Annotated in this window: 23 protein-coding genes and 4 tRNA genes; 11 read left to right on the forward strand and 16 right to left on the reverse strand. The window is 53.3% G+C overall.

Annotated elements, in window-relative coordinates:
• Position 1: 1 nt before the first annotated feature.
• From hutU to hutI, 4 genes are all read right to left on the reverse strand, one after another.
• Positions 2 to 1687 carry a urocanate hydratase gene (gene hutU, locus FDW97_RS10200; protein WP_121528785.1) on the reverse strand — a complete coding sequence of 562 codons (1686 nt, stop codon included), beginning with the start codon at positions 1685 to 1687 and terminating at the stop codon, positions 2 to 4.
• A gap of 137 nt (positions 1688 to 1824) precedes the next feature.
• The gene (locus FDW97_RS10205; protein ID WP_038639017.1) at positions 1825 to 2544 is read right to left on the reverse strand and encodes a histidine utilization repressor; all 720 of its coding nucleotides are present in this window, start codon (positions 2542 to 2544) and stop codon (positions 1825 to 1827) included.
• Positions 2545 to 2630: 86 nt separating this feature from the next.
• Entirely contained in the window at positions 2631 to 3572 is a 942-nt protein-coding gene (gene hutG / locus FDW97_RS10210; protein ID WP_137351000.1) for a formimidoylglutamase, read from the reverse strand.
• Positions 3569 to 4792: an imidazolonepropionase gene (gene hutI, locus FDW97_RS10215; protein ID WP_137351001.1), complete on the reverse strand. Its 1224-nt coding sequence runs from the start codon at positions 4790 to 4792 to the stop codon at positions 3569 to 3571. Before hutI ends, hutG begins: the two co-directional genes overlap by 4 nt.
• A gap of 224 nt (positions 4793 to 5016) precedes the next feature.
• Between hutI and FDW97_RS10220 the strand changes: the two genes are divergently transcribed.
• Positions 5017 to 6300 (forward strand): putative acyl-CoA thioester hydrolase, encoded by a 1284-nt coding sequence (locus FDW97_RS10220; RefSeq protein WP_137351002.1) that lies wholly within the window; start codon positions 5017 to 5019, stop codon positions 6298 to 6300.
• 82 nt (positions 6301 to 6382) lie between these two features.
• Here the strand turns inward: FDW97_RS10220 and pgl are convergent, their stop codons facing one another.
• A complete protein-coding gene (pgl, locus tag FDW97_RS10225; RefSeq protein ID WP_038639009.1) occupies positions 6383 to 7378 on the reverse strand; it encodes a 6-phosphogluconolactonase in 996 nt (331 codons plus the stop codon).
• A 165-nt stretch (positions 7379 to 7543) separates the two neighbouring features.
• On the opposite strand from pgl, the gene FDW97_RS10230 reads away from it, so the two are divergent.
• Positions 7544 to 8362, forward strand: coding sequence for a pyridoxal phosphatase (locus FDW97_RS10230; RefSeq protein ID WP_085047480.1), 819 nt, complete (start codon positions 7544 to 7546; stop codon positions 8360 to 8362).
• Here FDW97_RS10230 and modC read toward each other — a convergent pair whose 3' ends face one another.
• From modC to FDW97_RS10250, 4 genes are all read right to left on the reverse strand, one after another.
• A complete protein-coding gene (modC, locus tag FDW97_RS10235) occupies positions 8363 to 9421 on the reverse strand; it encodes a molybdenum ABC transporter ATP-binding protein ModC (protein ID WP_038638999.1) in 1059 nt (352 codons plus the stop codon).
• Between the two features lie 2 nt (positions 9422 to 9423).
• A complete protein-coding gene (gene modB, locus FDW97_RS10240; protein WP_038638996.1) occupies positions 9424 to 10113 on the reverse strand; it encodes a molybdate ABC transporter permease subunit in 690 nt (229 codons plus the stop codon).
• A complete protein-coding gene (gene modA, locus FDW97_RS10245; protein WP_137351003.1) occupies positions 10113 to 10886 on the reverse strand; it encodes a molybdate ABC transporter substrate-binding protein in 774 nt (257 codons plus the stop codon). Before modA ends, modB begins: the two co-directional genes overlap by 1 nt.
• 198 nt (positions 10887 to 11084) lie before the next feature.
• A complete protein-coding gene (locus FDW97_RS10250) occupies positions 11085 to 11234 on the reverse strand; it encodes an AcrZ family multidrug efflux pump-associated protein (protein ID WP_003023026.1) in 150 nt (49 codons plus the stop codon).
• A 130-nt stretch (positions 11235 to 11364) separates the two neighbouring features.
• On the opposite strand from FDW97_RS10250, the gene modE reads away from it, so the two are divergent.
• The 7 genes from modE (at position 11365) to gpmA (ending at position 19155) form a co-directional block, all read left to right on the forward strand.
• Entirely contained in the window at positions 11365 to 12153 is a 789-nt protein-coding gene (gene modE / locus FDW97_RS10255; protein WP_137351004.1) for a molybdenum-dependent transcriptional regulator, read from the forward strand.
• Between the two features lie 67 nt (positions 12154 to 12220).
• The gene (modF, locus tag FDW97_RS10260) at positions 12221 to 13693 is read left to right on the forward strand and encodes a molybdate ABC transporter ATP-binding protein ModF (protein WP_137351005.1); all 1473 of its coding nucleotides are present in this window, start codon (positions 12221 to 12223) and stop codon (positions 13691 to 13693) included.
• Between the two features lie 217 nt (positions 13694 to 13910).
• Positions 13911 to 14927 (forward strand): UDP-glucose 4-epimerase GalE, encoded by a 1017-nt coding sequence (galE, locus tag FDW97_RS10265; RefSeq protein ID WP_137351006.1) that lies wholly within the window; start codon positions 13911 to 13913, stop codon positions 14925 to 14927.
• A gap of 9 nt (positions 14928 to 14936) precedes the next feature.
• A complete protein-coding gene (galT, locus tag FDW97_RS10270; protein ID WP_121528777.1) occupies positions 14937 to 15983 on the forward strand; it encodes a galactose-1-phosphate uridylyltransferase in 1047 nt (348 codons plus the stop codon).
• Between the two features lie 3 nt (positions 15984 to 15986).
• The gene (gene galK, locus FDW97_RS10275) at positions 15987 to 17135 is read left to right on the forward strand and encodes a galactokinase (RefSeq protein ID WP_087857618.1); all 1149 of its coding nucleotides are present in this window, start codon (positions 15987 to 15989) and stop codon (positions 17133 to 17135) included.
• Positions 17129 to 18169 carry a galactose-1-epimerase gene (gene galM / locus FDW97_RS10280; protein WP_069323186.1) on the forward strand — a complete coding sequence of 347 codons (1041 nt, stop codon included), beginning with the start codon at positions 17129 to 17131 and terminating at the stop codon, positions 18167 to 18169. The genes galK and galM overlap by 7 nt, the downstream gene beginning before the upstream one ends.
• Before the next feature lie 233 nt (positions 18170 to 18402).
• On the forward strand, positions 18403 to 19155 hold the full coding sequence (gene gpmA / locus FDW97_RS10285) for a 2,3-diphosphoglycerate-dependent phosphoglycerate mutase (RefSeq protein ID WP_038638971.1): 753 nt from the start codon (positions 18403 to 18405) through the stop codon (positions 19153 to 19155).
• Between the two features lie 106 nt (positions 19156 to 19261).
• Here the strand turns inward: gpmA and aroG are convergent, their stop codons facing one another.
• Positions 19262 to 20314: a 3-deoxy-7-phosphoheptulonate synthase AroG gene (gene aroG, locus FDW97_RS10290; RefSeq protein ID WP_038638968.1), complete on the reverse strand. Its 1053-nt coding sequence runs from the start codon at positions 20312 to 20314 to the stop codon at positions 19262 to 19264.
• A 316-nt stretch (positions 20315 to 20630) separates the two neighbouring features.
• On the opposite strand from aroG, the gene FDW97_RS10295 reads away from it, so the two are divergent.
• Together FDW97_RS10295 and zitB are read left to right on the forward strand one after the other, a co-directional pair.
• Complete coding sequence (locus tag FDW97_RS10295) at positions 20631 to 21005, forward strand: YbgS-like family protein (protein WP_038638965.1); 375 nt, start codon at positions 20631 to 20633, stop codon at positions 21003 to 21005.
• A 113-nt stretch (positions 21006 to 21118) separates the two neighbouring features.
• Positions 21119 to 22060, forward strand: a complete 942-nt coding sequence (gene zitB / locus FDW97_RS10300; RefSeq protein WP_137351007.1) for a CDF family zinc transporter ZitB — start codon at positions 21119 to 21121, stop codon at positions 22058 to 22060.
• Here the strand turns inward: zitB and pnuC are convergent.
• From pnuC to FDW97_RS10330, 6 genes are all read right to left on the reverse strand, one after another.
• Positions 22057 to 22776 carry a nicotinamide riboside transporter PnuC gene (gene pnuC / locus FDW97_RS10305; RefSeq protein ID WP_038638959.1) on the reverse strand — a complete coding sequence of 240 codons (720 nt, stop codon included), beginning with the start codon at positions 22774 to 22776 and terminating at the stop codon, positions 22057 to 22059. The two genes, zitB and pnuC, sit on opposite strands and share 4 nt — an antisense overlap.
• Before the next feature lie 26 nt (positions 22777 to 22802).
• The gene (nadA, locus tag FDW97_RS10310) at positions 22803 to 23846 is read right to left on the reverse strand and encodes a quinolinate synthase NadA (RefSeq protein WP_137351008.1); all 1044 of its coding nucleotides are present in this window, start codon (positions 23844 to 23846) and stop codon (positions 22803 to 22805) included.
• Between the two features lie 276 nt (positions 23847 to 24122).
• Positions 24123 to 24198, reverse strand: a tRNA-Lys gene (locus FDW97_RS10315).
• A gap of 32 nt (positions 24199 to 24230) precedes the next feature.
• Positions 24231 to 24306, reverse strand: a tRNA-Lys gene (locus FDW97_RS10320).
• Between the two features lie 45 nt (positions 24307 to 24351).
• A tRNA-Lys gene (locus FDW97_RS10325) sits at positions 24352 to 24427 on the reverse strand.
• 32 nt (positions 24428 to 24459) lie between these two features.
• Positions 24460 to 24535, reverse strand: a tRNA-Lys gene (locus FDW97_RS10330).
• Between the last annotated feature and the right edge of the window lie 23 nt (positions 24536 to 24558).

The raw sequence follows: 24558 nt of genomic DNA on the forward strand, positions 1-24558 counted from the left end.
CTCAGCGTTTCCCCTGCGTCGCAGCGACCATCGGCAAATTCAGCCCTTCTTCGACGGCGCATTCCACCGCAATATCATATCCGGCGTCAGCGTGGCGCATCACCCCGGTAGCCGGATCGTTATGCAATACCCGGGCAATACGCGCAGCGGCTTCATCGGTGCCATCACAAACAATGACCATCCCGGCATGCTGGGAGAAACCCATTCCCACTCCGCCCCCGTGGTGCAATGACACCCACGTCGCGCCGCTGGCGGTGTTCAACAGCGCATTCAGCAGCGGCCAGTCGGATACAGCGTCAGACCCGTCGCGCATGGCTTCGGTTTCGCGGTTCGGGCTGGCAACGGAGCCGGAGTCCAGATGGTCACGGCCAATAACAATTGGCGCGGACACTTCGCCGCTGCGCACCATTTCATTAAACGCCAGCCCCAGCTTCTGCCGCCATTCCAGGCCGACCCAGCAGATACGCGCCGGTAAGCCCTGGAAGTTAATCCGCTCACGCGCCATATCCAGCCAGTGATGCAGGTGTTTATCTTCAGCCACGATCTCTTTCACTTTGGCATCGGTTTTATAAATATCCTGCGGATCGCCGGAAAGCGCCACCCAGCGGAACGGGCCAATGCCACGACAGAACAGCGGTCGAATATACGCTGGCACAAAACCGGGGAAATCAAAGGCGTTTTCCACGCCCATCTCTTTGGCCATCTGGCGAATGTTATTGCCGTAATCAAACGTCGGTACGCCCATTTTGCTAAACGCCAGCATCGCTTCGACATGTGTTGCCATTGAGCGTTTCGCCGCCTGCACCGTACCCTGCGGATCGGACACCGCTTTCGCCTGATACTCTTCCCAGCTCCAACCGGACGGCAGATAACCATGCAGCGGATCGTGGGCGCTGGTCTGGTCGGTCACCATATCCGGGCGCATACCACGTTTCACCAGCTCCGGCACAACGTCGGCGGCATTCGCGCACAGCGCAATGGAAACCGCTTTCCCCTCGCGGGTGTACTTATCGATACGCGCCAGCGCATCGTCCAGCGATGTCGCCTGCTCGTCCACGTAACGGGTACGCAGACGGAAATCAATGCGGCTTTGCTGACATTCAATATTCAGCGAGCATGCGCCCGCCAGCGTCGCGGCTAACGGCTGCGCCCCGCCCATGCCGCCCAGCCCGGCGGTTAACACCCAGCGTCCGCTCAGGTTACCCTGATAATGCTGACGTCCGGCCTCAACGAAGGTTTCATACGTCCCCTGCACGATGCCCTGGCTGCCGATGTAGATCCAACTCCCGGCGGTCATCTGACCGTACATCGCCAGCCCTTTGGCATCCAGCTCGTTAAAGTGTTCCCAGGTTGCCCAGTGCGGAACCAGGTTGGAGTTAGCAATCAGTACGCGCGGGGCATTGTCATGGGTTTTGAACACACCGACCGGTTTACCCGACTGGACCAGCAGGGTCTCATCGCTCTCCAGTTGCGTCAGCGCATTGACGATGGCGTCGTAACACGCCCAGTCACGTGCAGCGCGACCAATCCCGCCGTATACCACCAGCTCATGCGGATTTTCCGCCACGTCGGGATCCAGGTTGTTCATTAACATGCGTAGCGGCGCTTCGGTCAGCCAGCTTTTGGCCGTTAAGGTAGTGCCACGCGGGGCACGAATATCCTGCTGACGATATTTGCTATGGGACATGACAGAAAACTCCTCGCGAACGTCGGATAGATAAGTAACATATACTTGTCTATACAAGTTGCCGCAAGGGTGATTTTAACAATTAAGATACATTTTTATTATATTGCGTCAGCAATCACGGTTTTGGTATCCCGACATCAGGACATAAACCGTCCTTGCAGGCGATAGCGGGAACCCGGAAACAGCAAACGGGCATGAGAGACAATGGATGATGCGGACCAGGTTTTGCGGCGGATCAGCAAGCAGGGATCGTGTTCTTTGATTTTCAGCAACGCGCACTCTTCCGCACTGGCGCGTACCGCTTCGACAATGTGCTCACCTTCCGTTAAGGGGGCGATCAGCGACAGGTAAGCGTGAGGCGTGGTCTGGCTGTAATCCTGCGCCAGATACTCCGGCACAATCTCCGCATTCACACAGCGATCTTCAATTTGTACCGGCAAATCGTTCTCGTAGTGCACCATGATGGAGTGAAAAATGGGGGTGCCTTCTTTAACGTTTAACACTAAAGCCTGCTGCGCATTTGCCTGGGTTCTTTCCAGCGTCAGAACCTCACAGCGGTGCTGATGCTGACGCGCGTTGATTTCATCCGCAATACTGCGAATTTCAAACAGCGCAGACTGGCCTTTTGGCTCGGCGACAAACGTCCCCACCCCCTGCAAACGCACCAGCAACCCCTCATCCGTTAACTCACGCAGCGCCCGATTGATGGTCATGCGGCTAAAACCATACTGTGCCACCAGCTCTGCTTCAGACGGGATACGATCGTGAGCTTGCCAGATACCGCTGGCAATCTTTTCGCTGATCTCCTGTTTTACCTTTTCGTAAAAAGGAGCTGGAGCAGAACGGGATGGGAGCATGCGTGTGCCTTCCTTAAGCTGAAATGTGAATGGGTATAGTTTACAGACATTACCCGAACCTGATAAGCGTAACGCCCTCAGGCATGTCAGCGCCACCAGTGCGCGATTTGCCAGCCTAATCGCGCCGCAACGCGTGCCGCTCTGCCATCATCGTCAAAGCGTGGATTAAATTCAACCATATCCACCGCCTGCAGTTTACCGCTACGACAAAGGGGTTCAATCAGCCCCAACAGCGTCGCCAACGGTACGCCCAGCGCGGCGGGAGCTGACACCGCGGGCATTTCCCAAACCGGCAGCACGTCAAGGTCGATAGTCAGATAGATGACATCCACGCCAGAGGCAAACTGCGCCAGTTGGGCCTGTGCCGAATCACAGTGCAAATCTTCCACCACCGTGACACCAAGCCGCTGCGCTTCATCCCACAGCGCCTGGGTATTTGCCGCCCGACTGACGCCGATACAGGCATAGTGAAATCCGCGTTGCTGTTCATCGCAAAGGTGCGCCAGCTGGCGAAACGGCGTACCAGATGTGGCCTGTTCGGCATGACGCAAATCGAGATGCGCGTCGAGATTGATGATGCCCACTTTTGCCTGTGGGAACGCATCCAGCACGCCAGCGCCATGGGCAAACGCGGTTTCGTGTCCTCCCCCCAGTACCAGGGTACGCATTTTCGTCTGCTGACAGCGCTGTACCGCCTTGCGTAGCGCCTGCTGCGCGCCCTCAAGATCGGGGGCCTGCGCCACAATATTTCCCAGATCCACCAGCCGCTGATGCCCGTCGTGACTGGCTAAATTCGCCAGCGCTTTACGTAGCGCATCTGGCGCTCCGGCGGCTCCCGTACGCCCCTGATTACGTTTAACGCCTTCATCACAGGCAAAACCAAGCAGTGCTATCTGCTCAGAGTACATTTCCGGGGAAAACGCCGGACTCAGCGTAATCGTCTGAAACAGGCGCAGCGCAGTCGGCGACTCGGCGCGGTCATCTCGCCCCTGCCATAGTGCAGGAGAAGCAGGTTGCCAGTTAGTCATGCAGGTTGTCCTTTGAATACACGTTGGTAGAGCGGGTTACGCCCTGGCTCATAGAGGATCTCGACCGGGAGTTCGGCATCCCACACCACAAAATCGGCCACAAACCCGGCCTTCAATTGACCGTGAGAGGCATGACGTCCCAGCGCCCGGGCCGCATGACGGGTGACGCCAGCCCACGCTTCTTCCGGCGTTAAGCCAAACTGGACGCAAGCCATATTCATCGCCCAGTGCAGACTGATAAACGGACTGGTGCCAGGGTTGAAGTCGGTCGCCACCGCCATCGGCACCTGATATTGCCGTAACAGCTCTACCGGCGGACGCTGTTGCTCTTTGAGGAAATAGAAAGCGCCGGGCAACAACACCCCAACCGTACCGCTTTGGCTCATCGCCGCCACGCCCGCTTCATCAAGATATTCAATATGGTCGGCAGATAAACCGTGGTAGCGGCTCACCAACTGGGCGCCGCCGAGCAGTGACAGTTGTTCAACATGCGCTTTGATCGGGATGCCCAGCGCCTGTGCTGCCTGGAACACCCGCTCACTCTGCGCCAGCGTAAAACCGACGCTTTCGCAGAACAGATCGACGGTCTCGAACAGCCCTTGCTCCCACAACTGCGGCAAAATAGTCTCGCATACCAGCGTAATATAGCCGTCAGGATCGCCCCGGTATTCCGCCGGGGTAGCATGCGCGGCCAACAGCGTCGGGCTTATTTCAATCACATCTTCCGCCGCCAGCGCTGCCACCACACGTAATATTTTCTCTTCTGTCTGCAAATCCAGACCATAACCAGACTTTATTTCCAGTAGCGTAACGCCTTCTTTGATTAACCTCTCCATTCTCTGATGCGCTATATGAAGAAGTTGTTCATCAGTGGCGCTACGGGTCGCCGACACGGTGGCATTAATACCGCCCCCCTGGGCGCTTATCTGCTGGTAGGAAACACCGTTAAGCCGCTGCTCCCATTCACCTGCGCGATTTCCGCCAAAAACCAGGTGCGTATGGCAGTCGATCAGGCCAGGCGTCACCAGCCGGCCCTGCAAATCAAAGGTATTGTCATGTGTGAGGTATAACGAAGACTCCGGCACAATAGCGCGAATCTTACCCTGGCGGACGATCAACGCATGTCCATCCACCAGCCCATACGGGTTATCACGTTCAGGATCCATGGTCGCCAGGCGAACATTGCGCCAGATAACATCATCAGGGAAGAATTGCTGCATTTGACTCACCACTTGTCATAGGTTGTATAGACATTTATTTTTGATTCAGCGGATGTTGTCAACCTGGATGAGCATAATTGTTATCTATTTGTGATATAAGGTCTCTCCGCGCCGGGCATTACGGCGATAAAAAAGAACTTTTTACCTTTTAACCTTCCCGTTTCGCTCAACTTAGTATAAAAAAGCAGGCTTCAATGGATAACTTTCAAAGCCCGGAGCAACCTGTGAACATATCATCAGTTTCCCGTCTGGCGCTGGCAATGGCTTTTGGCGTGACGCTGACCGCCTGTAGCTCTACACCGCCCGATCAAATTCCTTCCGATCAGACCGCGCCTGGCACCGCTTCGCGCCCGATTCTGTCGGCCAATGAAGCGAAAAACTTCGTCGCCGCGCACTATTTTTCCGCGCTGACGCCAAACACCGCGCCGTGGAGCCCTTCTGCTATTACTTTGCCCGCGCAGCCTGACTTTGTCGTTGGCCCGGCAGGTACCCAGGGCGTGACGCATACCAGCATTCAGGCCGCGGTTGATGCGGCAATCATCAAACGTACCAACAAACGTCAGTACATCGCGATCATGCCGGGCGAATATCAGGGCACGGTCTATATCCCGGCAGCGACAGGTAGCCTGACGCTTTACGGTACTGGCGAAAAACCGCTGGATGTGAAAATTGGCCAGGCCATTGACGGTGATATGAGCACCGCTGACTGGCGTCGTACGGTGAACCCGGGCGGTAAATATATGCCGGGCAAACCAGCGTGGTATATGTTTGATAATTGCCAGAGCAAGCGCGGCACCAATATTGGCGTGATGTGTTCTGCGGTCGTTTGGTCGCAAAATAACGGTCTGCAATTGCAGAACCTGACCATTGAAAACAACCTCGGTGATAGCGTTGATGCAGGTAACCATCCGGCAGTCGCACTGCGTACCGATGGCGATAAAGTACAGATCAACAACGTCAACATCCTGGGTCGCCAGAACACCTTCTTCGTGACCAATAGCGGCGTACAAAACCGTCTGGAAAACGATCGTCAGCCGCGTACGCTGGTGACGAACAGCTACATTGAAGGCGATGTGGATATCGTGTCTGGTCGTGGCGCGGTGGTATTCGATAACACCGATTTCCGCGTTGTGAACTCCCGTACCCAGCAGGAATCGTACGTGTTTGCACCGGCTACCCTGTCAAACATCTACTACGGTTTCCTGGCTATCAATAGCCGCTTCACGGCAAGTGGTGATGGCGTGGCGCAGCTGGGCCGCTCGCTGGATGTTGATTCTAACACCAATGGACAGGTGGTTATTCGCGACAGCGTGATTAACGAAGGCTTTAACATGGCGAAACCGTGGGCTGAAAGCGTTATCTCGAAACATCCCTTTACCGGTAATACCGGCACGGAAGATGATAAAGGCGAAATCCAGCGCAACCTGAACGACACTAACTTCAACCGCATGTGGGAATACAACAACCGCGGTATTGGTAGCAAAGTGGTTGCAGAGCCTAAGCAGTAATTGCCATTCTCTGATGTAAACCCGGCAGACTCATGCTCTGCCGGGCAATGTGCCGGATACTCATCCGGCATTAGACGCAATATTAGTACGCGTTAACCACCACCCACATCGGGCCTTGTCCTACCGCGTAACGACCTTTCTCCGTCAGCAACCCTTGTTCGCCAGCAATCTCGTACACCGCGATGTGATGAGATTTTTGCCCGGCGGCAATCAGGTATTTACCGCTGTGGTCGATATTAAAACCGCGTGGTTGCGTTTCGGTCGGCTGGAAGCCTTCTTTAGTCAGCACGCTTCCGTCTTCTGAGACGCTAAACACCGTAATCAGACTGGCGGTACGATCGCAGGCATACAAATGACGACCATCCGGCGTAATATGAATATCTGCCGCCCATCGGGTATCGGAGAAATCAGCAGGCATCATATCCAGCGTCTGTACGCATTCAATTTTGCCGTGCGGATCTTTCAGCTCCCAGACGTCAACAGAGCTGTTCAGCTCATTCACGCAATAGGCGTATTGCTTATTCGGATGGAACACCATATGACGCGGACCCGCGCCTTCCACGGTGGTCACTTCTGCCGGCTCCTGCGCGACCAGATGGCCATCATCGCTGACGTCAAACAGACAGATACGATCCTGTTTCAAAGCCGGAACCCACAGAGTACGGTTATCCGGAGAGATGTTGGCCGAGTGGCAACCATCCAGACCGTCAACCACATCCAGGAGCTCCACCGGCAGACCATTTTCCAGACGCGTGACGCTGACGCTGCCCGCATTATAGGAACCGACAAACACGAAGCGCCCCTGATGATCGGTAGAAATATGCGTCGGACTACCCGGCAGCGCAGACTCCGCAACAAAGGTCAGCGCACCGTCATCAGGCGCAATACGATATGCCAGAACACGAAACTCCGGACGCACACCGACATAGAGATAGCGCTTATCCGGGCTGACGACCATCGGCTGTACCTGACCCGGTACATCAACCACCTGGGTCAGCGTCAAAGACCCATCGTGATTCAGGCTCCAGACATGAATTTGCTGACTCTCAGGACTGGCGGTATAAACGGTTTGTTTCATGAATACTCCTTTGCTTGTTGGCAGGTGGCTGCAATTGCCTGACACACGCCTAAGGTAGACGCTTTTAACGGTGAATGCTTAATCAAGACTCAGAATTTTGTCCGGCTCCCGTCTCGGTGTACCATTCCAGCAGACACAATTCTCAACCTTAATCTGGAAAAACCTATGACCGCACGCGTGATTGCCCTGGATTTAGACGGTACCTTGCTGACCCCGAAAAAGACCTTGTTGCCATCCTCTCTTGAAGCGCTCTCACGCGCCAGAGAAGCAGGCTACCAACTTATCATTGTCACAGGTCGCCATCACGTTGCTATTCATCCTTTTTATCAGGCACTGGCGCTGGATACACCTGCAATTTGCTGCAACGGCACTTACTTGTATGATTATCATGCAAAAAAGGTACTGGAATCCGATCCTCTCCCGGTTGACCAGGCATTGCTGCTGATCGAAATGCTGGATGAACATCAAATTCATGGACTGATGTATGTTGACGAGGCCATGCTGTATGAGCGTCCGACCGGGCATGTGGTGCGTACCGCTAACTGGGCGCAAACGCTGCCGCCGGAACAGCGCCCAACCTTCACCCAGGTTCCTTCGCTGGCGCAGGCCGCGCATGATGTCAACGCCGTGTGGAAATTTGCCCTGACCGACGAAGATATTCCAAAACTGCAGCAGTTTGGTAAAGACGTTGAACAACAACTGGGGCTGGAGTGTGAATGGTCCTGGCATGATCAAGTCGACATTGCGCGTAAAGGTAACAGCAAAGGGCGACGTCTTACTCAGTGGATCGAAGCGCAGGGTGGGTCAATGGAAAATGTGATCGCCTTTGGCGACAACTTTAACGATATCAGCATGCTGGAAGCCGCAGGCACCGGCGTGGCGATGGGTAACGCTGATGACGCGGTCAAAGCCCGCGCCAACATCGTGATTGGTGACAATACCACCGACAGCATCGCGAAGTTTATCTACACCCACCTGCTGTAATCAGGCGGTGATCGACACGCTCTTAATTTGCGCGTACAGCCACAGGCCAGGTTTGATGCCAAGCTCATCCCTGGCCCACGGGCTGATCCTCGCCCACAGCGTTTTCCCGCCTACCTCAAGCTGCACTTCCACCTGACCGTTATCGTCATAGCACTGGGCGACCTTCGCACGCAGTATGTTACGAATACTGGTCTGCTGCGGCGGCTGGAGTACCAGCGAAACATCAGACGCCTGAATGCGAATGCGCAGCACGGATTGCAGCGGCTGCTCAAGCTTGTTGACCCACAGATGCTGATCGCCCAGCGCCAGCGCGGTCATCGCATAGTGAGGATGATGCTCCAGCACGCTGACTTTCAGAATGCTGCTCTGCTGTTCTTTCGGCAGCCAGGGGTGCATTACGCTACTCCCCCAGACGTCCTCCAGCGAACCAAATGCTTTGACCTGCCCGTTTTCCAGCACCATCACTTTGTCTGCCAGGTGCAAAATTTCATCAAGCGAGTGGCTGACATACAACATCGGAATATTAATTTCACGCGCCAGACGTTGCAGATAAGGTAGCAGTTCGCGTTTGCGCGGAATATCCAGTGAGGCTAACGGTTCATCAAGCAGCAATAACTCTGGCGCGGTAAGCAGCGCCCGACCAATAGCAACGCGCTGTTTTTCGCCGCCGGAAAGACTTCCCGGTAGGCGATCGAGCAGCGGTTCAATGCCCAGCAGCGCCACCAGCTTATCAAACTGCCCGGCCATGCTTTTCGCCATACCGTAACGCAGGTTACCGCGCACCTTATAATGGGGAAACAGACGCGCATCCTGGAATACATAGCCCACCCGACGCTTTTCAGGCGTTAAGCAGATTCCGTTTTCAACATCGTTTAACACCCGACCGTTAAGCACAATACGTCCGGACTGCGGCTGCGTCAGACCGCTGATGGCGTTAATCAGCGACGTTTTTCCCGCGCCGGAGACACCAAAAATAGCGGTAATCCCACTGGCAGGCAGCGTTTCGTTGAGCGTCAGGCAATGGGTTCCCAACGTCTGGGAGAAGTTAAGTTCCAGCATGATTATCGCCCCGTCCGCTCACGGCTAATACGCGCCAACCATTCAGAAATCAGCAGTGAAATCAGCGCCAACACAATAGAAATAATGCATAACCTTGCCGCTGCGCTTTCGCCGCCAGGCGTTTGGATCAGGGTATACATCGCCGAGGGGATAGTGCGGGTTTCGCCAGGAATATTGGAGACAAAGGTAATCGTTGCGCCGAATTCCCCGAGGGAACGCGCGAACGCCAGCACCGTCCCGACAATAATGCCGGGCAACATCAGCGGTAAGGTAATGGTCATGAATACGCGCCAGCGTCCGGCCCCGAGCGTTCGGGCCGCCTGCTCCAGCTTGACGTCGACGCCTTCCAGTGCCAGACGAATTGCCCGTACCATAAGAGGGAAAGACATCACCGCCGCAGCCAGCACCGCACCGCGCCAGCTAAAGGCAAAGGTGATGCCAAACCAGTCATACAGCCGCTCACCGATAAATCCGCGCCGCCCCATGGCGACTAACAGCAGATACCCCACCACAACTGGCGGCAGCACCAACGGCAAATGCAAAACACTGTCGAGCAGCGCTTTGCCCGGGAAGGTGCATCGCACAAGCAGCCAGGCAAAGAAGATCCCAAACGGCAAACTAAACAGCACGGCCAGGGAAGAAACTTTCAGGCTCAGTATGACGGCCTGCCATTCAGGATCGGTCAGTATCATTACTTGGTCGTAAATCCATAACGTTTAAAAATTTCAGCAGCCTGCGGTCCTTTCAGGTAATCATAGAACGCGCTGACCGTTGCGTTTTTGTGCCCATCAACAATCGCGATAGGGTATTCCACTTTTTGGTGTGAATCTTCCGGGAAGGTCGCGACGACCTTGACGCCTTTGCTGGCGACCGCATCGGAACCATAGACGATCCCCAGCGGCGCTTCATTACGTTCCACCAGCGCCAGCGCACCGCGAACGTCTTCCGCAGGTGCCAGTTTCGGCGCCAGAGTATCCCATGCGCCCAATTTTTGCAGTGCTTCCTTGGCATAAATACCTGCCGGAACATGTTCCGGATCGCCGACAGCCAGGCGTCCACCATTCAGCAAATGGGTCCAGTTGGTTTTACTGTCGATAGTAAAGTCTTGCTGGGCGCTGGCTTTCGGCGCCACCACCACCAGACTGTTGCCTAACAGCGTTGCACGCGTGGCGGTATCCATCGATTTTTTATCGACCGCATAATCCATCCATTTCTGATCGGCAGAAATAAACAGGTCAGCAGGCGCGCCTGCTTCTATCTGACGCGCCAGCGTAGAAGAAGAGGCAAAAGAGGAGACGACGTCAACGTTCTTCTCTTTTTTGTATTGCGTCGCAATATCCTGCATCGCGTTGGTGAGCGAAGCCGCTGCGAATACCGTGATTTTCCCTTCATCCGCCAATACATGTCCTGCGACAGAAAGAGAAAGCGTCGCCCCTGCAAACAAGCGTAACCATGTGCGTGCCATCTGTAGCTCCTTTGAGTTTCGTTATGTACGCGCAAATATAACGGTTAAGCCAGAATTTTCCCAGCGGTTATTGATACCAATTAGAGGTTACGCCATGAAAATATCGGCACGAGAAGCAGGATCTTGAGAAACTGTTGTCTGAGAAAACGAGCTGAAAGGCAAAAATATAAACGCCCGACTGAGCGGGCGTTTGGGGAATCAATGATTCTGTCTGGACTGGTCTTTCTGACCGATACCGGAAAAAATGTTGAACACTTCACCCAATCCGTAAATCAGACCCAGAATGATGGCCATCACCACAGGTACCATGATTACGGCGAATACCAGACTTTTCAATAACTCTAACATGGTCAACTCCAGATATAGTCCTTAGTTGTATTCTAACCACATCGCGCAGAAAAGCACTCCCCTTTTGTGCGGTTGGCTTTGCGCGCACGCGGTTTTCCGTCACAATACCCTTTTTTGCCAGGAGCTTGTGATGCAGGCCGAAATCCTTCTTACGCTGAAACTTCAGCAAAAACTGTTTGCCGATCCCCGTCGCATTTCTCTGCTTAAGCACATTGCGCTTTCCGGCTCCATCAGTCAGGGCGCGAAGGATGCGGGTATCAGTTATAAAAGCGCCTGGGACGCGATTAACGAAATGAATCAGCTCAGTGAGCAAACGCTGGTTGAGCGCGCCACCGGCGGTAAAGGCGGCGGCGGCGCGGTGTTGACGCGTTACGGCCAGCGTCTGATCCAACTGTATGATTTGCTCGCACAAATTCAACAAAAAGCGTTTGATGTGTTGAGCGATGACGATGCGCTGCCGCTCAATAGCCTGCTGGCAGCCATTTCCCGCTTTTCACTGCAAACCAGCGCCCGTAACCAATGGTTTGGCACGATTACCGCTCGCGACCACGATCAGGTTCAGCAGCATGTCGACGTCCTGTTGGCCGATGGCGAAACGCGCCTGAAGGTGGCGATTACTGCGCAAAGCGGTGAGCGTTTGGGTCTTGAGGAAGGCAAAGAAGTATTAATTCTGTTGAAAGCACCGTGGGTAGGCATTACCCAGGACGATGCTATCGCTCAGGCCGCTGATAATCAGTTGCATGGAACGATTAGTCATATCGAACGTGGCGCAGAACAATGTGAGGTGTTAATGACGTTGCCAGACGGCCAGACGCTGTGTGCGACGCTGCCAGTGGAGCAGACTCACGCTTTAGCGGAAGGTGCTAACGCAACAGCATATTTTAATGCTGACAAAGTGATTATTGCGACGCTGTGCTGAGTTAATTGACATTAGCCTGAAGAACACGTATCCCTGTCATTAATTGCTGCAAATAATGGGATACAAAATGTCATCATTGCAAATTTCGCAAGGCACGTTTCGTCTTAGCGACACAAAAACGCTCCAGTTAGATGCGTTGACATTACACGCGGGTGATAGCTGGGCGTTTGTGGGCTCTAACGGCAGCGGGAAATCCGCGCTGGCCCGTGCGCTGGCAGGAGAATTGCCGCTACTGAAAGGTGAGCGGCACTGTCAGTTTACACGTATTACCCGACTCTCCTTCGAGCAGCTACAAAAGCTGGTCAGCGACGAGTGGCAGCGAAACAACACCGATCTTCTCAGCCCCGGTGAAGATGACACCGGGCGTACCACCGCAGAAATCATTCAGGATGAGGTCAACGACCCCGCTCGCTGCGCTGCGCTGGCGCAGCAGTTTGGTATTTCTTCCCTGCTCAACAGGCGTTTCAAATACCTTTCCACCGGTGAAACACGCAAAACCCTGCTCTGTCAGGCGTTAATGTCCGCACCGGATTTACTGATCCTTGATGAGCCTTTTGACGGGCTGGACGTGGCGTCCCGTCGCCAGTTAGCAGAACTGCTCGCTGAACTGCACCAGACCGGTTTTACGCTGGTACTGGTGCTTAACCGCTTTGATGAGATTCCCGAGTTCGTGCAATTTGCCGGCGTACTTGCCGATTGCACGTTGACTGAAACCGGCGCAAAAGCAGACCTTCTGCAACAGGCATTAATCGCTCAACTTGCCCATAGTGAACGCCTGGAAGGCATCCAATTACCCGAGCCGGACGAGCCTTCGGTCCGTCGCACGCTGTCCGATAACGAGCCGCGTATTGTGCTTAACGATGGCACCGTCTCGTATAACGATCGCCCTATCCTGCATCATCTGAGCTGGCAGGTAAATCCGGGGGAACACTGGCAGATCGTCGGCCCCAACGGGGCGGGAAAATCAACCCTACTGAGTTTAATCACCGGCGATCACCCCCAGGGTTACAGCAACGATTTAACGCTGTTTGGCCGCCGCCGGGGTAGTGGTGAAACTATCTGGGATATTAAAAAACACATCGGCTACGTCAGCAGTAGCCTGCATCTCGATTACCGGGTCAGTACGACGGTACGCAATGTGATTCTCTCCGGCTACTTTGACTCAATCGGCATCTATCAGGCCGTCTCTGACAGACAGCACAAACTGGTCCAGCAGTGGCTGGATATTCTGGGCATGGATAAACGTATCGCGGATGCGCCGTTCCACAGTCTTTCCTGGGGGCAGCAACGGCTGGCGTTGATTGTGCGTGCGCTGGTTAAACACCCGACTTTGTTAATCCTCGACGAGCCTTTGCAAGGCCTGGACCCGCTCAATCGCCAACTGATTCGTCGGTTTGTGGATGTACTGATCGGTGAAGGCGAAACCCAACTGCTGTTTGTCTCCCACCATGCTGAAGACGCCCCGGCCTGCATTACCCATCGACTGGAGTTTGTGCCCGAGGGCGATGTCTACGCCTATCAACAAACCTCTCTGCGTTAATTTTCATTTGAGGGCGTTTAACACGCCCTTTTTTCTGCATTTTTTTCAGATAAACTCCGAGATAACAACTTAACATGATGATTTAAAATAAAATAACCAATGCAAACGAGTGAAAACATCACTGTGTAAACGATTCCACTAATTTATTCCATGTCACACTTTTCGCATCTTTGTTATGCTATGGTTATTGCATACCATAGGCTTAACGGAGCGAATTATGAGAGTATTGGTTACAGGTGGTAGCGGTTACATAGGAAGCCACACTTGCGTGCAGTTGCTGAAAAACGGTCACGAGGTGGTGATCCTGGATAACCTCTGCAACAGCAAGCGCAGCGTTCTGCCCGTCATCGAGCGTTTAGGCGGCAAACACCCGACTTTCGTGGAAGGGGATATTCGTAACGAAGCGCTGATAACCGAAATTCTGCACGATCATGCCATTGACACGGTCATCCATTTTGCCGGGTTAAAAGCCGTTGGCGAGTCCGTTGCCAAGCCGCTGGAATACTATGACAACAACGTCAACGGGACGCTGCGTCTGGTGAATGCCATGCGCGCCGCTAACGTGAAAAACTTCATTTTCAGCTCCTCCGCGACCGTCTATGGCGATCAGCCGCAAATTCCTTACGTTGAAAGTTTCCCCACCGGCACACCACAAAGCCCGTATGGCAAAAGTAAGCTGATGGTTGAACAGATCCTGACCGATCTGCAAAAAGCACAGCCCGACTGGAGTATCGCCTTACTGCGCTACTTCAACCCGGTTGGCGCGCATCCGTCAGGTGATATGGGTGAAGACCCGCAAGGTATTCCAAATAACCTGATGCCTTACATCGCACAGGTTGCCGTTGGCCGCCGCGAGTCCCTTGCCATATTTGGCAACGACTACCCTACCGAAGATGGCACCGGCGTTCGCGACTATATCCACGTCATGGATCTCGCAGATGGCCACGTCGCCGCGATGGAAAAACTGGCGGGCAATCAGGGCGTGCATATTTACAACCTCGGGGCGGGCATCGGCAGCAGCGTGCTGGATGTGGTCAACGCCTTCAGTAAAGCCTGCGGTAAACCGGTGAATTACCATTTTGCCCCGCGTCGTGATGGCGATCTTCCGGCCTACTGGGCAGATGCCAGTAAAGCCGATCGCGAGCTCAACTGGCGCGTAACTCGCACCCTGGATGAAATGGCGCAAGACACCTGGCACTGGCAATCACGCCATCCGCAGGGATATACGGATTAAGGATCAATCATGACGCAATTCAATCCTGTCGATCATCCACACCGCCGTTTTAACCCGCTCAGCGGGCAGTGGATCCTCGTCTCACCGCATCGTGCAAAACGCCCCTGGCAAGGGGCGCAGGAAACACCATCTAAGCAGGTCCTACCCGCACATGACCCGGACTGCTTCCTGTGTGCAGGCAATACACGTGTTACCGGCGATAAAAACCCGGATTACACCGGGACCTATGTTTTTACTAACGACTTTGCCGCGCTGATGTCCGATACCCCGGACGCGCCGGACAGCCACGATCCGTTAATGCGCTGTCAGAGCGCGCGCGGTACCAGCCGCGTGATTTGCTTTTCGCCCGATCACAGCAAAACGCTGCCGGAACTCAGCGTGCCTGCGCTAACAGAAATCGTGAAAACGTGGCAGGAACAGACGGCAGATTTAGGCAAAACCTATCCCTGGGTGCAGGTCTTTGAGAATAAAGGCGCGGCAATGGGGTGTTCGAACCCCCATCCCCACGGACAGATTTGGGCCAATAGCTTTCTGCCCAACGAAGCCGAACGTGAAGATCGCCTGCAAAAAGCGTACTTCGCCGAACAGGGCGCGCCGATGCTCCTTGATTACGTCCAGCGTGAACTGGCTGATGGTAGCCGTACGGTCGTTGAAACAGAACACTGGCTGGCAGTCGTGCCCTATTGGGCGGCATGGCCGTTCGAAACGCTGCTGCTGCCAAAAGCGCATGTCCTGCGTATCACCGATTTGACCGACGAACAGCGCGCTGATCTGGCGCTGGCGTTGAAAAAACTGACCAGTCGTTACGACAACCTGTTCCAGTGCTCATTCCCCTACTCCATGGGCTGGCACGGCGCACCGTTTAACGGTGAAGAAAACCAACACTGGCAGTTGCACGCACACTTTTATCCGCCGCTGCTGCGTTCGGCAACCGTGCGCAAATTTATGGTCGGTTACGAAATGCTGGCGGAAACCCAGCGCGACCTGACAGCAGAACAAGCGGCTGAACGACTGCGTGCGGTCAGCGACATCCATTTTCGCGAATCCGGAGTTTAAATAATGAGTCTGAAAGAAAAAACACAATCTCTGTTTGCTGAAACATTTGGCTACCCTGCCACCCATACTATTCAGGCACCGGGCCGTGTAAACCTGATTGGCGAACATACCGATTATAACGACGGATTCGTTCTGCCCTGCGCTATCGACTATCAAACCGTGATTAGCTGTGCGGCACGCGATGACAGAAAAGTTCGCGTTATCGCGGCTGACTACGATAATCAAATGGACGAGTTCTCTCTGGACGCGCCAATTATCGCTCATGATAGCCAGCAGTGGTCAAACTACGTGCGTGGCGTGGTGAAGCATCTGCAAAAGCGTAATAACGCCTTTGGCGGCGCGGATCTGGTGATCAGCGGTAATGTGCCTCAGGGCGCAGGCTTAAGCTCTTCGGCTTCGCTGGAAGTGGCGGTAGGTACCGTGTTCCAGCAGCTTTATCATCTGCCGCTCGACGGGGCGCAGATTGCTCTGAACGGCCAGGAAGCTGAAAACCAGTTTGTCGGCTGCAACTGCGGCATTATGGATCAGTTGATCTCCGCGCTTGGCAAGAAAGATCATGCGCTGCTGATCGACTGCCGTACGCTGGGCACCAAAGCCGTTTCCATGCCTGAAGGCGTGGCGGTGGTAATCATCAACAGCAATTTTAAACGTACGTTGGTGGGTAGCGAGTACAACACCCGTCGCGAACAGTGTGAAACAGGGGCGCGTTTCTTCCAGCAACCTGCCCTGCGTGACGTCAGCTTTGAAACCTTTAGCGCAGTTGCTCACGAACTGGATCCGATTGTCGCCAAACGCGTTCGTCACGTGATCACGGAAAACGCGCGTACCGTGGAAGCTGCGAATGCGCTGGAAAAAGGCGACCTGTTACGCATGGGTCAGCTGATGGCGGAATCTCACGCTTCAATGCGCGATGACTTTGAAATTACCGTGCCGCAAATTGATACGCTGGTTGAGATTGTCAAAGCAACCATCGGCGATAAAGGTGGTGTTCGTATGACAGGCGGCGGCTTCGGGGGCTGTATTGTGGCGCTGATCCCGCAAGATCTGGTACCTGCCGTGCAGCAGGCTGTCGCCGAACAGTACGAAGCTAAAACCGGTATTAAAGAAACATTTTACGTCTGTAAACCTTCACAAGGAGCCGGACAATGTTAAACGAAATTCCCGTAATGGCGCCCGACGGTCAGCCGTTCCGCCTGCTTACCCTGCGTAACGACGCAGGGATGGTGGTCACGCTCATGGACTGGGGCGCAACGCTGCTCTCTGCGCGTATTCCACTTAGCGATGGTAGTGTGCGCGAAGCCCTGCTCGGTTGCGCCAGTCCGGAGCAATACCCGGAACAGGCTGCGTTTCTGGGGGCTTCCATTGGCCGCTACGCTAACCGTATCGCCAACAGCCGCTATACCTTTGACGGCGAAACCATTGAATTGCTGCCAAGCCAGGGTGATAACCAACTGCACGGCGGACCGAACGGTTTCGACAAACGTCGCTGGCAGATAGTGAATCAGAATGACCGTCAGGTGCTGTTTGCCTTAACGTCTGACGATGGCGACCAGGGTTTCCCTGGTAATCTTTGCGCCACCGCGCAGTATCGCCTGACTGACGATAATCGGATTTCGATAACCTACCGTGCCACGGTTGATAAGCCCTGCCCGGTAAATCTGACGAATCATGTCTACTTTAATCTCGACGGTGACAAAACGGATGTGCGCCAGCACAAGCTGCAAATTCTGGCGGACGAGTATTTACCCGTAGACGAAATGGGCATCCCGCATGACGGGCTGAAATCCGTCGCCGGAAGCACTTTTGATTTCCGTTCCCCGAAAATCATCGCCAGCGAATTTCTGGCCGATGACGATCAGCGCAAGGTAAAAGGTTACGATCACGCCTTCCTGCTCCAGGCACAAGGCAATGCGCGTACTCCGGCGGCTCAGGTTTGGTCTCAGGATGAAAAACTGCAGATGGTGGTTTACACCTCAGCCCCGGCATTGCAGTTTTACTCAGGAAACTTCCTTGGCGGTACGCCTTCACGTGGGCCGGAGGCCTATGAAGACTGGCAAGGTCTGGCGCTGGAAAGTGAGTTTCTGCCAGACAGCCCGAACCATCCGGAATGGCCACAGCCGGACTGCTTCCTGCATCCGGGTGAAGAGTATGCCAGCGTGACGGAATATCAGTTTATTCCTGCCTGACAGTTCATCCTGACAGGCCCGATAGCATAAATTTATCGGGCCTGTTGTTTGTTTTCCGCAGTAAACCCGCTCAACCCCCCATCATCCAAAGACAAAATCGCAACCTTGAGTTCACAAGAACCTTACACTGTGGCGCTATTTTCGCTATGGTTATGCGTAAGCATTGCCGCTGACTCATTACGGCAATATAATGAGAATTATTATCATTAAATATGATTGATAGGAGTGAGTGTATGGCTGTAACTAAGCTGGTTCTGGTACGACACGGTGAAAGTCAGTGGAACAACGAAAACCGTTTTACCGGTTGGTATGACGTTGATCTGTCCGAGAAAGGCGTAGGTGAAGCAAAAGCGGCCGGTAAACTGTTGAAAGAGGAAGGCTATAGCTTCGATTTTGCCTATACCTCTGTGCTGAAACGTGCCATCCATACCCTATGGAACGTACTGGACGAACTGGATCAGGCCTGGCTGCCGGTTGAGAAATCCTGGAAACTGAACGAGCGTCATTACGGCGCGCTACAGGGTCTGAACAAAGCAGAAACCGCTGAAAAATACGGTGACGAGCAGGTTAAGCAATGGCGTCGCGGCTTTGCGGTCACCCCGCCGGAACTGACCAAAGATGACGAGCGTTATCCGGGTCACGACCCGCGTTATGCCAAACTGACTGACAAAGAACTACCGCTCACCGAAAGCCTGGCGCTGACCATCGATCGCGTGATTCCTTACTGGAACGAAACCATTCTGCCGCGTATGAAAAGCGGTGAGCGCGTAATTATCGCTGCTCACGGTAACTCCCTGCGCGCGCTGGTGAAGTACCTGGATAACATGAGCGAAGATGAAATCCTCGAACTGAACATCCCGACCGGCGTACCGCTGGTCTATGAGTTTGACGAAAACTTTAAGCCGATTAAACACTACTATCTGGGTAACGCTGACGAGATCGCGGCAAAAGCCGCAGCCGTTGCTAACCAGGGTAAAGCGAAGTAATTTTTTCGCTCCCAATAAAAAAAGCGTGGAATGCTCCACGCTTTTTTTATTGCCGGATGGCGGCGTTGCCTTATCCGGCCTACCGAGGCTAACCCGGATGAGTTTTTTACCCGCGGCGCGCTTTTACCGCTTCCGCCAACTGGCGTAACACCGCATCGGTATCTTCCCAGCCAATGCAGGCATCGGTGATGCTCTTGCCGTAGGTCAGGGGTTCACCGCTATCCGGGTTCTGATTACCTTCAACCAGATGGCTTTCAATCATCACGCCAATAATTGCTTTTTCGCCACCGGCAACCTGCCCGCAAACATCTTTCGCAACATCCATCTGTTTTTTGAACTGCTTGCTGGAGTTGGCATGGCTAAAGTCGATCATCACCTGCGGAGAAAGCCCCGCTTTGACCAAACCTTCTTTCACGTCGGCAACGTGCTGAGCGCTGTAGTTCGGCTCTTTGCCGCCGCGCAGAATGATATGGCAATCGCCATTACCGCTGGTATTCACAATCGCCGAATGGCCCCATTTGGTTACAGACAGGAAGCAATGCGGCGCCCCGGCAGCATTGATTGCATCAATGGCGACTTTGATGGTGCCATCAGTACCGTTTTTAAAACCAACCGGGCAGGACAAACCTGACGCCAATTCACGGTGTACCTGAGATTCTGTGGTACGTGCGCCAATGGCGCCCCAGCTCATAAGATCGGCAAGATATTGTGGGGTGATCATATCCAGGAACTCGCCTGCGGCCGGCAAACCACTGTCGTTGATATCCAGCAGCAGTTTACGGGCAATGCGCAGACCGTCGTTGATCTGGAAGCTGTTATCCATGTGCGGATCGTTGATAAGTCCTTTCCAGCCTACGGTTGTACGCGGTTTTTCAAAATAGACGCGCATGACGATTTCAAGTTCGCCTTTTAACTCTTCACGTAGCGCCAGCAAGCGAGCGGCATACTCTTTAGCCGCTGCCGGATCATGAATAGAACACGGCCCAATCACCACCAGCAGACGATCGTCACTGCCTTTGAGAATTTTATGAATCGCCTTACGGGCATGCGCCACCGTATTGGCGGCATTTTCAGTAGCGGGGAATTTTTCCAGCAGTGCGACCGGGGGTAATAATTCGTTGATCTCTTTAATGCGTAAATCGTCGTTCTGATAATTCATGATTATTCCAGCGTTGCCATACTTATATAAATGAATGCAATCCCTCCAATCTATATCTTCAGTCATAAAGTGTAAACGGGGTTTTACACTTTGGACGGATTAATCCTGGAATAGGCCCAAAAAACGCAATAAAGTAGCGAAAAAAGAGATCCAGACTACAATTTATAACTGTAACAGCTTAAATTCTCATAAATTTCAAGATTCTATGCTGGTTTTAATTTGCATAGCAAAACTATTAACCATGTCCTGCTGATGTACTGGCACATGCACTGTTGGAAGACGTTATCCGACATCTCAATCATAACAGGAGCATAATATGCATATGACAAAGCTGACTTCACTCTTTTTGACGGCCACACTCAGCCTCGCCAGCGGCGCGGCGCTCGCAGCTGACACCAACACGCAGTCGAATAACGGCCAGGCAAATTCCGCGGCAGATGCCGGTCAAGTCGCGCCAGACGCGCGCGAAAACGTTGCGCCAAATAATGTCGATAACAACAACGTGAATTCGGGTGGCACAATGCTGCATCCGGACGGTTCATCAATGAACCATGAAGGAATGACCAAAGACGAGGTGCATAAAAACACCATGTGTAAGGATGGACGCTGCCCGGATGTGAATAAAAAAGTTGAGACCGGAAACGGCATCAATAATGATGCCGACACCAAAACTGACGGTACTACCCAGTAACGCTGAAAATAAAGCTAATAACGGGAGAGCAATAGCTCTCCTTTTTAATTTTATCATCCCAAAAACGGTATCATGACATACAGTAAAGGTGAGAATAACAAAGGGATGGCATAATGGCGCACTCACATACTCATACTTCCCCTGAGCAACCTAAGGACAATAATGCCCGCAGATTGCTTTTCGCATTCTGCATTACAGCCGGATTTATGCTGGTTGAAGTGGCGGGTGGAATTATTTCAGGCTCGCTGGCGTTACTGGCTGATGCCGGACATATGCTCACAGATGCCGCCGCGCTTCTATTTGCCCTGCTGGCGGTCCAGTTCTCCAGGCGCCCGCCCACTATAAGGCACACTTTCGGCTGGTTGAGACTCACAACATTAGCCGCGTTTGTTAACGCCATCGCATTGGTTGTGATCACCATTTTAATCGTCTGGGAGGCCATTGAGCGCTTCCATACGCCACGTCCCGTTGCGGGCGGCATGATGATGATCATTGCTGTCGCGGGTTTACTGGCGAACGTGCTCGCTTTTTGGGTTTTACATCGCGGCAGTGAAGAGAAAAACCTTAACGTCCGCGCCGCAGCGCTACACGTAATGGGCGATTTGCTCGGCTCGGTTGGAGCAATCATCGCTGCGCTGATTATTATCTGGACGGGCTGGACGCCAGCGGACCCAATTCTCTCGATTCTGGTTTCCGTGCTGGTACTGCGTAGCGCCTGGCGGTTATTGAAAGATAGCGTAAATGAATTACTGGAAGGCGCTCCGCTTACATTGGATATTGCCGCCTTGCAGCGCCATCTCAGCCGGGATATCCCCGAAGTTCGCAATGTGCATCATGTACACGTCTGGATGGTAGGTGAAAAACCGGTCATGACGCTGCATGTGCAGGTGGTCCCGCCGCACGATCACGACGCGCTGCTGGAGCGTATTCAACATTTCCTGATTCATCACTACCAGATTGAACACGCCACGATCCAGATGGAATATCAGCCGTGTAATGGGCCGGACTGCCACCTGTATCAGGGCGTGTCCGGCCATGCACATCATCACCATTAATGGGACAGCGCGTGGGAACCCCGCTCACGCGCGCTGTTAATCCACAACCTGCTTCCGTTCAGGGCGATAACCGTCAGGATCATATATTCCAGTGACATGGCATATACGCCTTGCAGAGCAAAGATCACTACGCTAATGACGTTAATGATCACCCACAACAGCCAGTTTTCAACGTATTTGCGCGTCATCAGGATCATCGCCACAATCGACAGCACCATCATGCAGGAATCCCAGAACGGGAATGCATCGGGTTGCAACTCTGGAGCCGCTACCTGTAATCCCAGCCCCTGCATAATGTTCACGGCAATACGTGTCAAAAATGCAAACACCGGATCGATATAGACCGACATCAGGCCAATCGCCACCACGCAAGCAGCCAGCCAACCGATCGCTTTCGGTAACGGCAACCAGCGTATTTTCAACTCTGCCTCATGCTGGTTGGTTTGCCGGGACCAGGCATACCAGCCGTAGATATTCGCGGCAAAAAAGAAAACCTGCAGCAACAGGCTGGCATAGAGCTGGATCTGAAAGAAGATAATCGCAAACAGCGTGACGTTTATCAGTCCGAAGACGTAATTACTGATTTTCTCAAGGCTCGCCAGGCCAATACACAATAACCCGGCGATCGTCCCCACGGCTTCGATCCACGACAGATCGTAACCGCCCGCACCGATCGGAATATGTACCAGAATGTTCTGCGTGCTAAAAAAGTCCATCTTTTCCCCCAGAGCAAATAAATTAATTAAGCCCGAAGTGTAGCCGCAAATTCCAACATGCGGTTTAACGGCAGCAATGCACCTTCTCGCAGCGCTGCATCTACATGTATCTCGTGAGCAATCCCCCCTTGCTCCAGACCCTCAGCAATCGCCTTGAGGCCGTTCATCGCCATCCACGGACAATGTGCGCAACTGCGACAGGTTGCCCCTTCGCCTGCCGTTGGCGCTTCAAGCAACTCTTTATCGGGAACAGCTTGCTGCATTTTGTAAAAAATACCCCGGTCTGTCGCCACTATCAGTTGCTGGTGCGGTAACGATTTTGCTGCGTTGATTAACTGGCTGGTTGACCCGACCGCATCGGCCATATCAACGATGGACTGAGGGGACTCCGGATGCACCAGCACGGCGGCATTGGGGTAAAGCGCTTTCATGCGTGTTAAAGCCTGAGTTTTAAACTCGTCGTGGACGATACACGCCCCCTGCCAACAAAGAACGTCTGCACCGGTCTGTTTTTGCACGTAGTTGCCCAGATGTCTGTCCGGGGCCCAGATGATTTTTTCACCCAAACTATCAAGATGCTCAATAAGTTCAACCGCAATACTGGAGGTCACGACCCAGTCGGCACGTGCTTTAACTGCTGCTGAGGTATTGGCGTAAACCACTACGGTGCGATCCGGATGCGCGTCGCAAAACGCGCTGAACGCATCAATCGGACAACCCAGATCTAATGAACATTCTGCCTGCAGGGTTGGCATCAGGATGGTCTTTTCCGGGCTGAGAATTTTGGCGGTTTCTCCCATAAATCTCACGCCCGCAACCAACAGCGTAGAAGCGGGATGTTTTGAGCCGAACCGCGCCATCTCCAGAGAATCAGAAATACAGCCGCCGGTCTCTTCGGCCAACTGTTGGATTTCAGGATCGGTGTAATAGTGCGCGACCATAACGGCATCACGCTCTTTCAGCAGGCGCTTGATTTTTTCACGGTAAAATTGTTTTTCGTCCGCACTCAGCGGTGCTGGCTTCGGCGGAAATGGATAAATTGCAGCTTCAGGATCAAACATCACGCTCATCTTGCTTTCTCGTTTTACTGGCTTAACGAAATAACCGATTAAAAGCGTGACACACGCCATATTCGGTTTAGTTTGTTTTATATGCTAAACAAGATAGCGGATTAGTGCAGAAAAGTCACAATAATTGCGTGTGATGAGTACCGGATGGCGACTGGCGTCTTATCCGGCCTACATTTGGCACCCGTAAGCCTGATAAGCGAAGCGCATCAGGCAAGCAGGTTCGAATATTCCATATTGCAGATAGCAAAAAGGCGCCTTTAGGGCGCCTTTTTACACTGGTGGGGCGTGCAGGATTCGAACCTGCGACCAATTGATTAAAAGTCAACTGCTCTACCAACTGAGCTAACGCCCCCTTATAGGGTTTACTTCTTTATACTTTCAGGATGGTGGGTCGTGCAGGATTCGAACCTGCGACCAATTGATTAAAAGTCAACTGCTCTACCAACTGAGCTAACGACCCGCTCGGATGTCACCTGAAAAAATTTTACTCGGAACCACCAGGAATTGGTGGGGCGTGCAGGATTCGAACCTGCGACCAATTGATTAAAAGTCAACTGCTCTACCAACTGAGCTAACGCCCCCTTATAGGGTTTACTTCTTTATACTTTCAGGATGGTGGGTCGTGCAGGATTCGAACCTGCGACCAATTGATTAAAAGTCAACTGCTCTACCAACTGAGCTAACGCCCCCTTATAGGGTTTACTTCTTTATA

It is taken from the genome of Citrobacter sp. wls708 (assembly GCF_005281255.1).
Lineage (GTDB): Bacteria > Pseudomonadota > Gammaproteobacteria > Enterobacterales > Enterobacteriaceae > Citrobacter > Citrobacter werkmanii.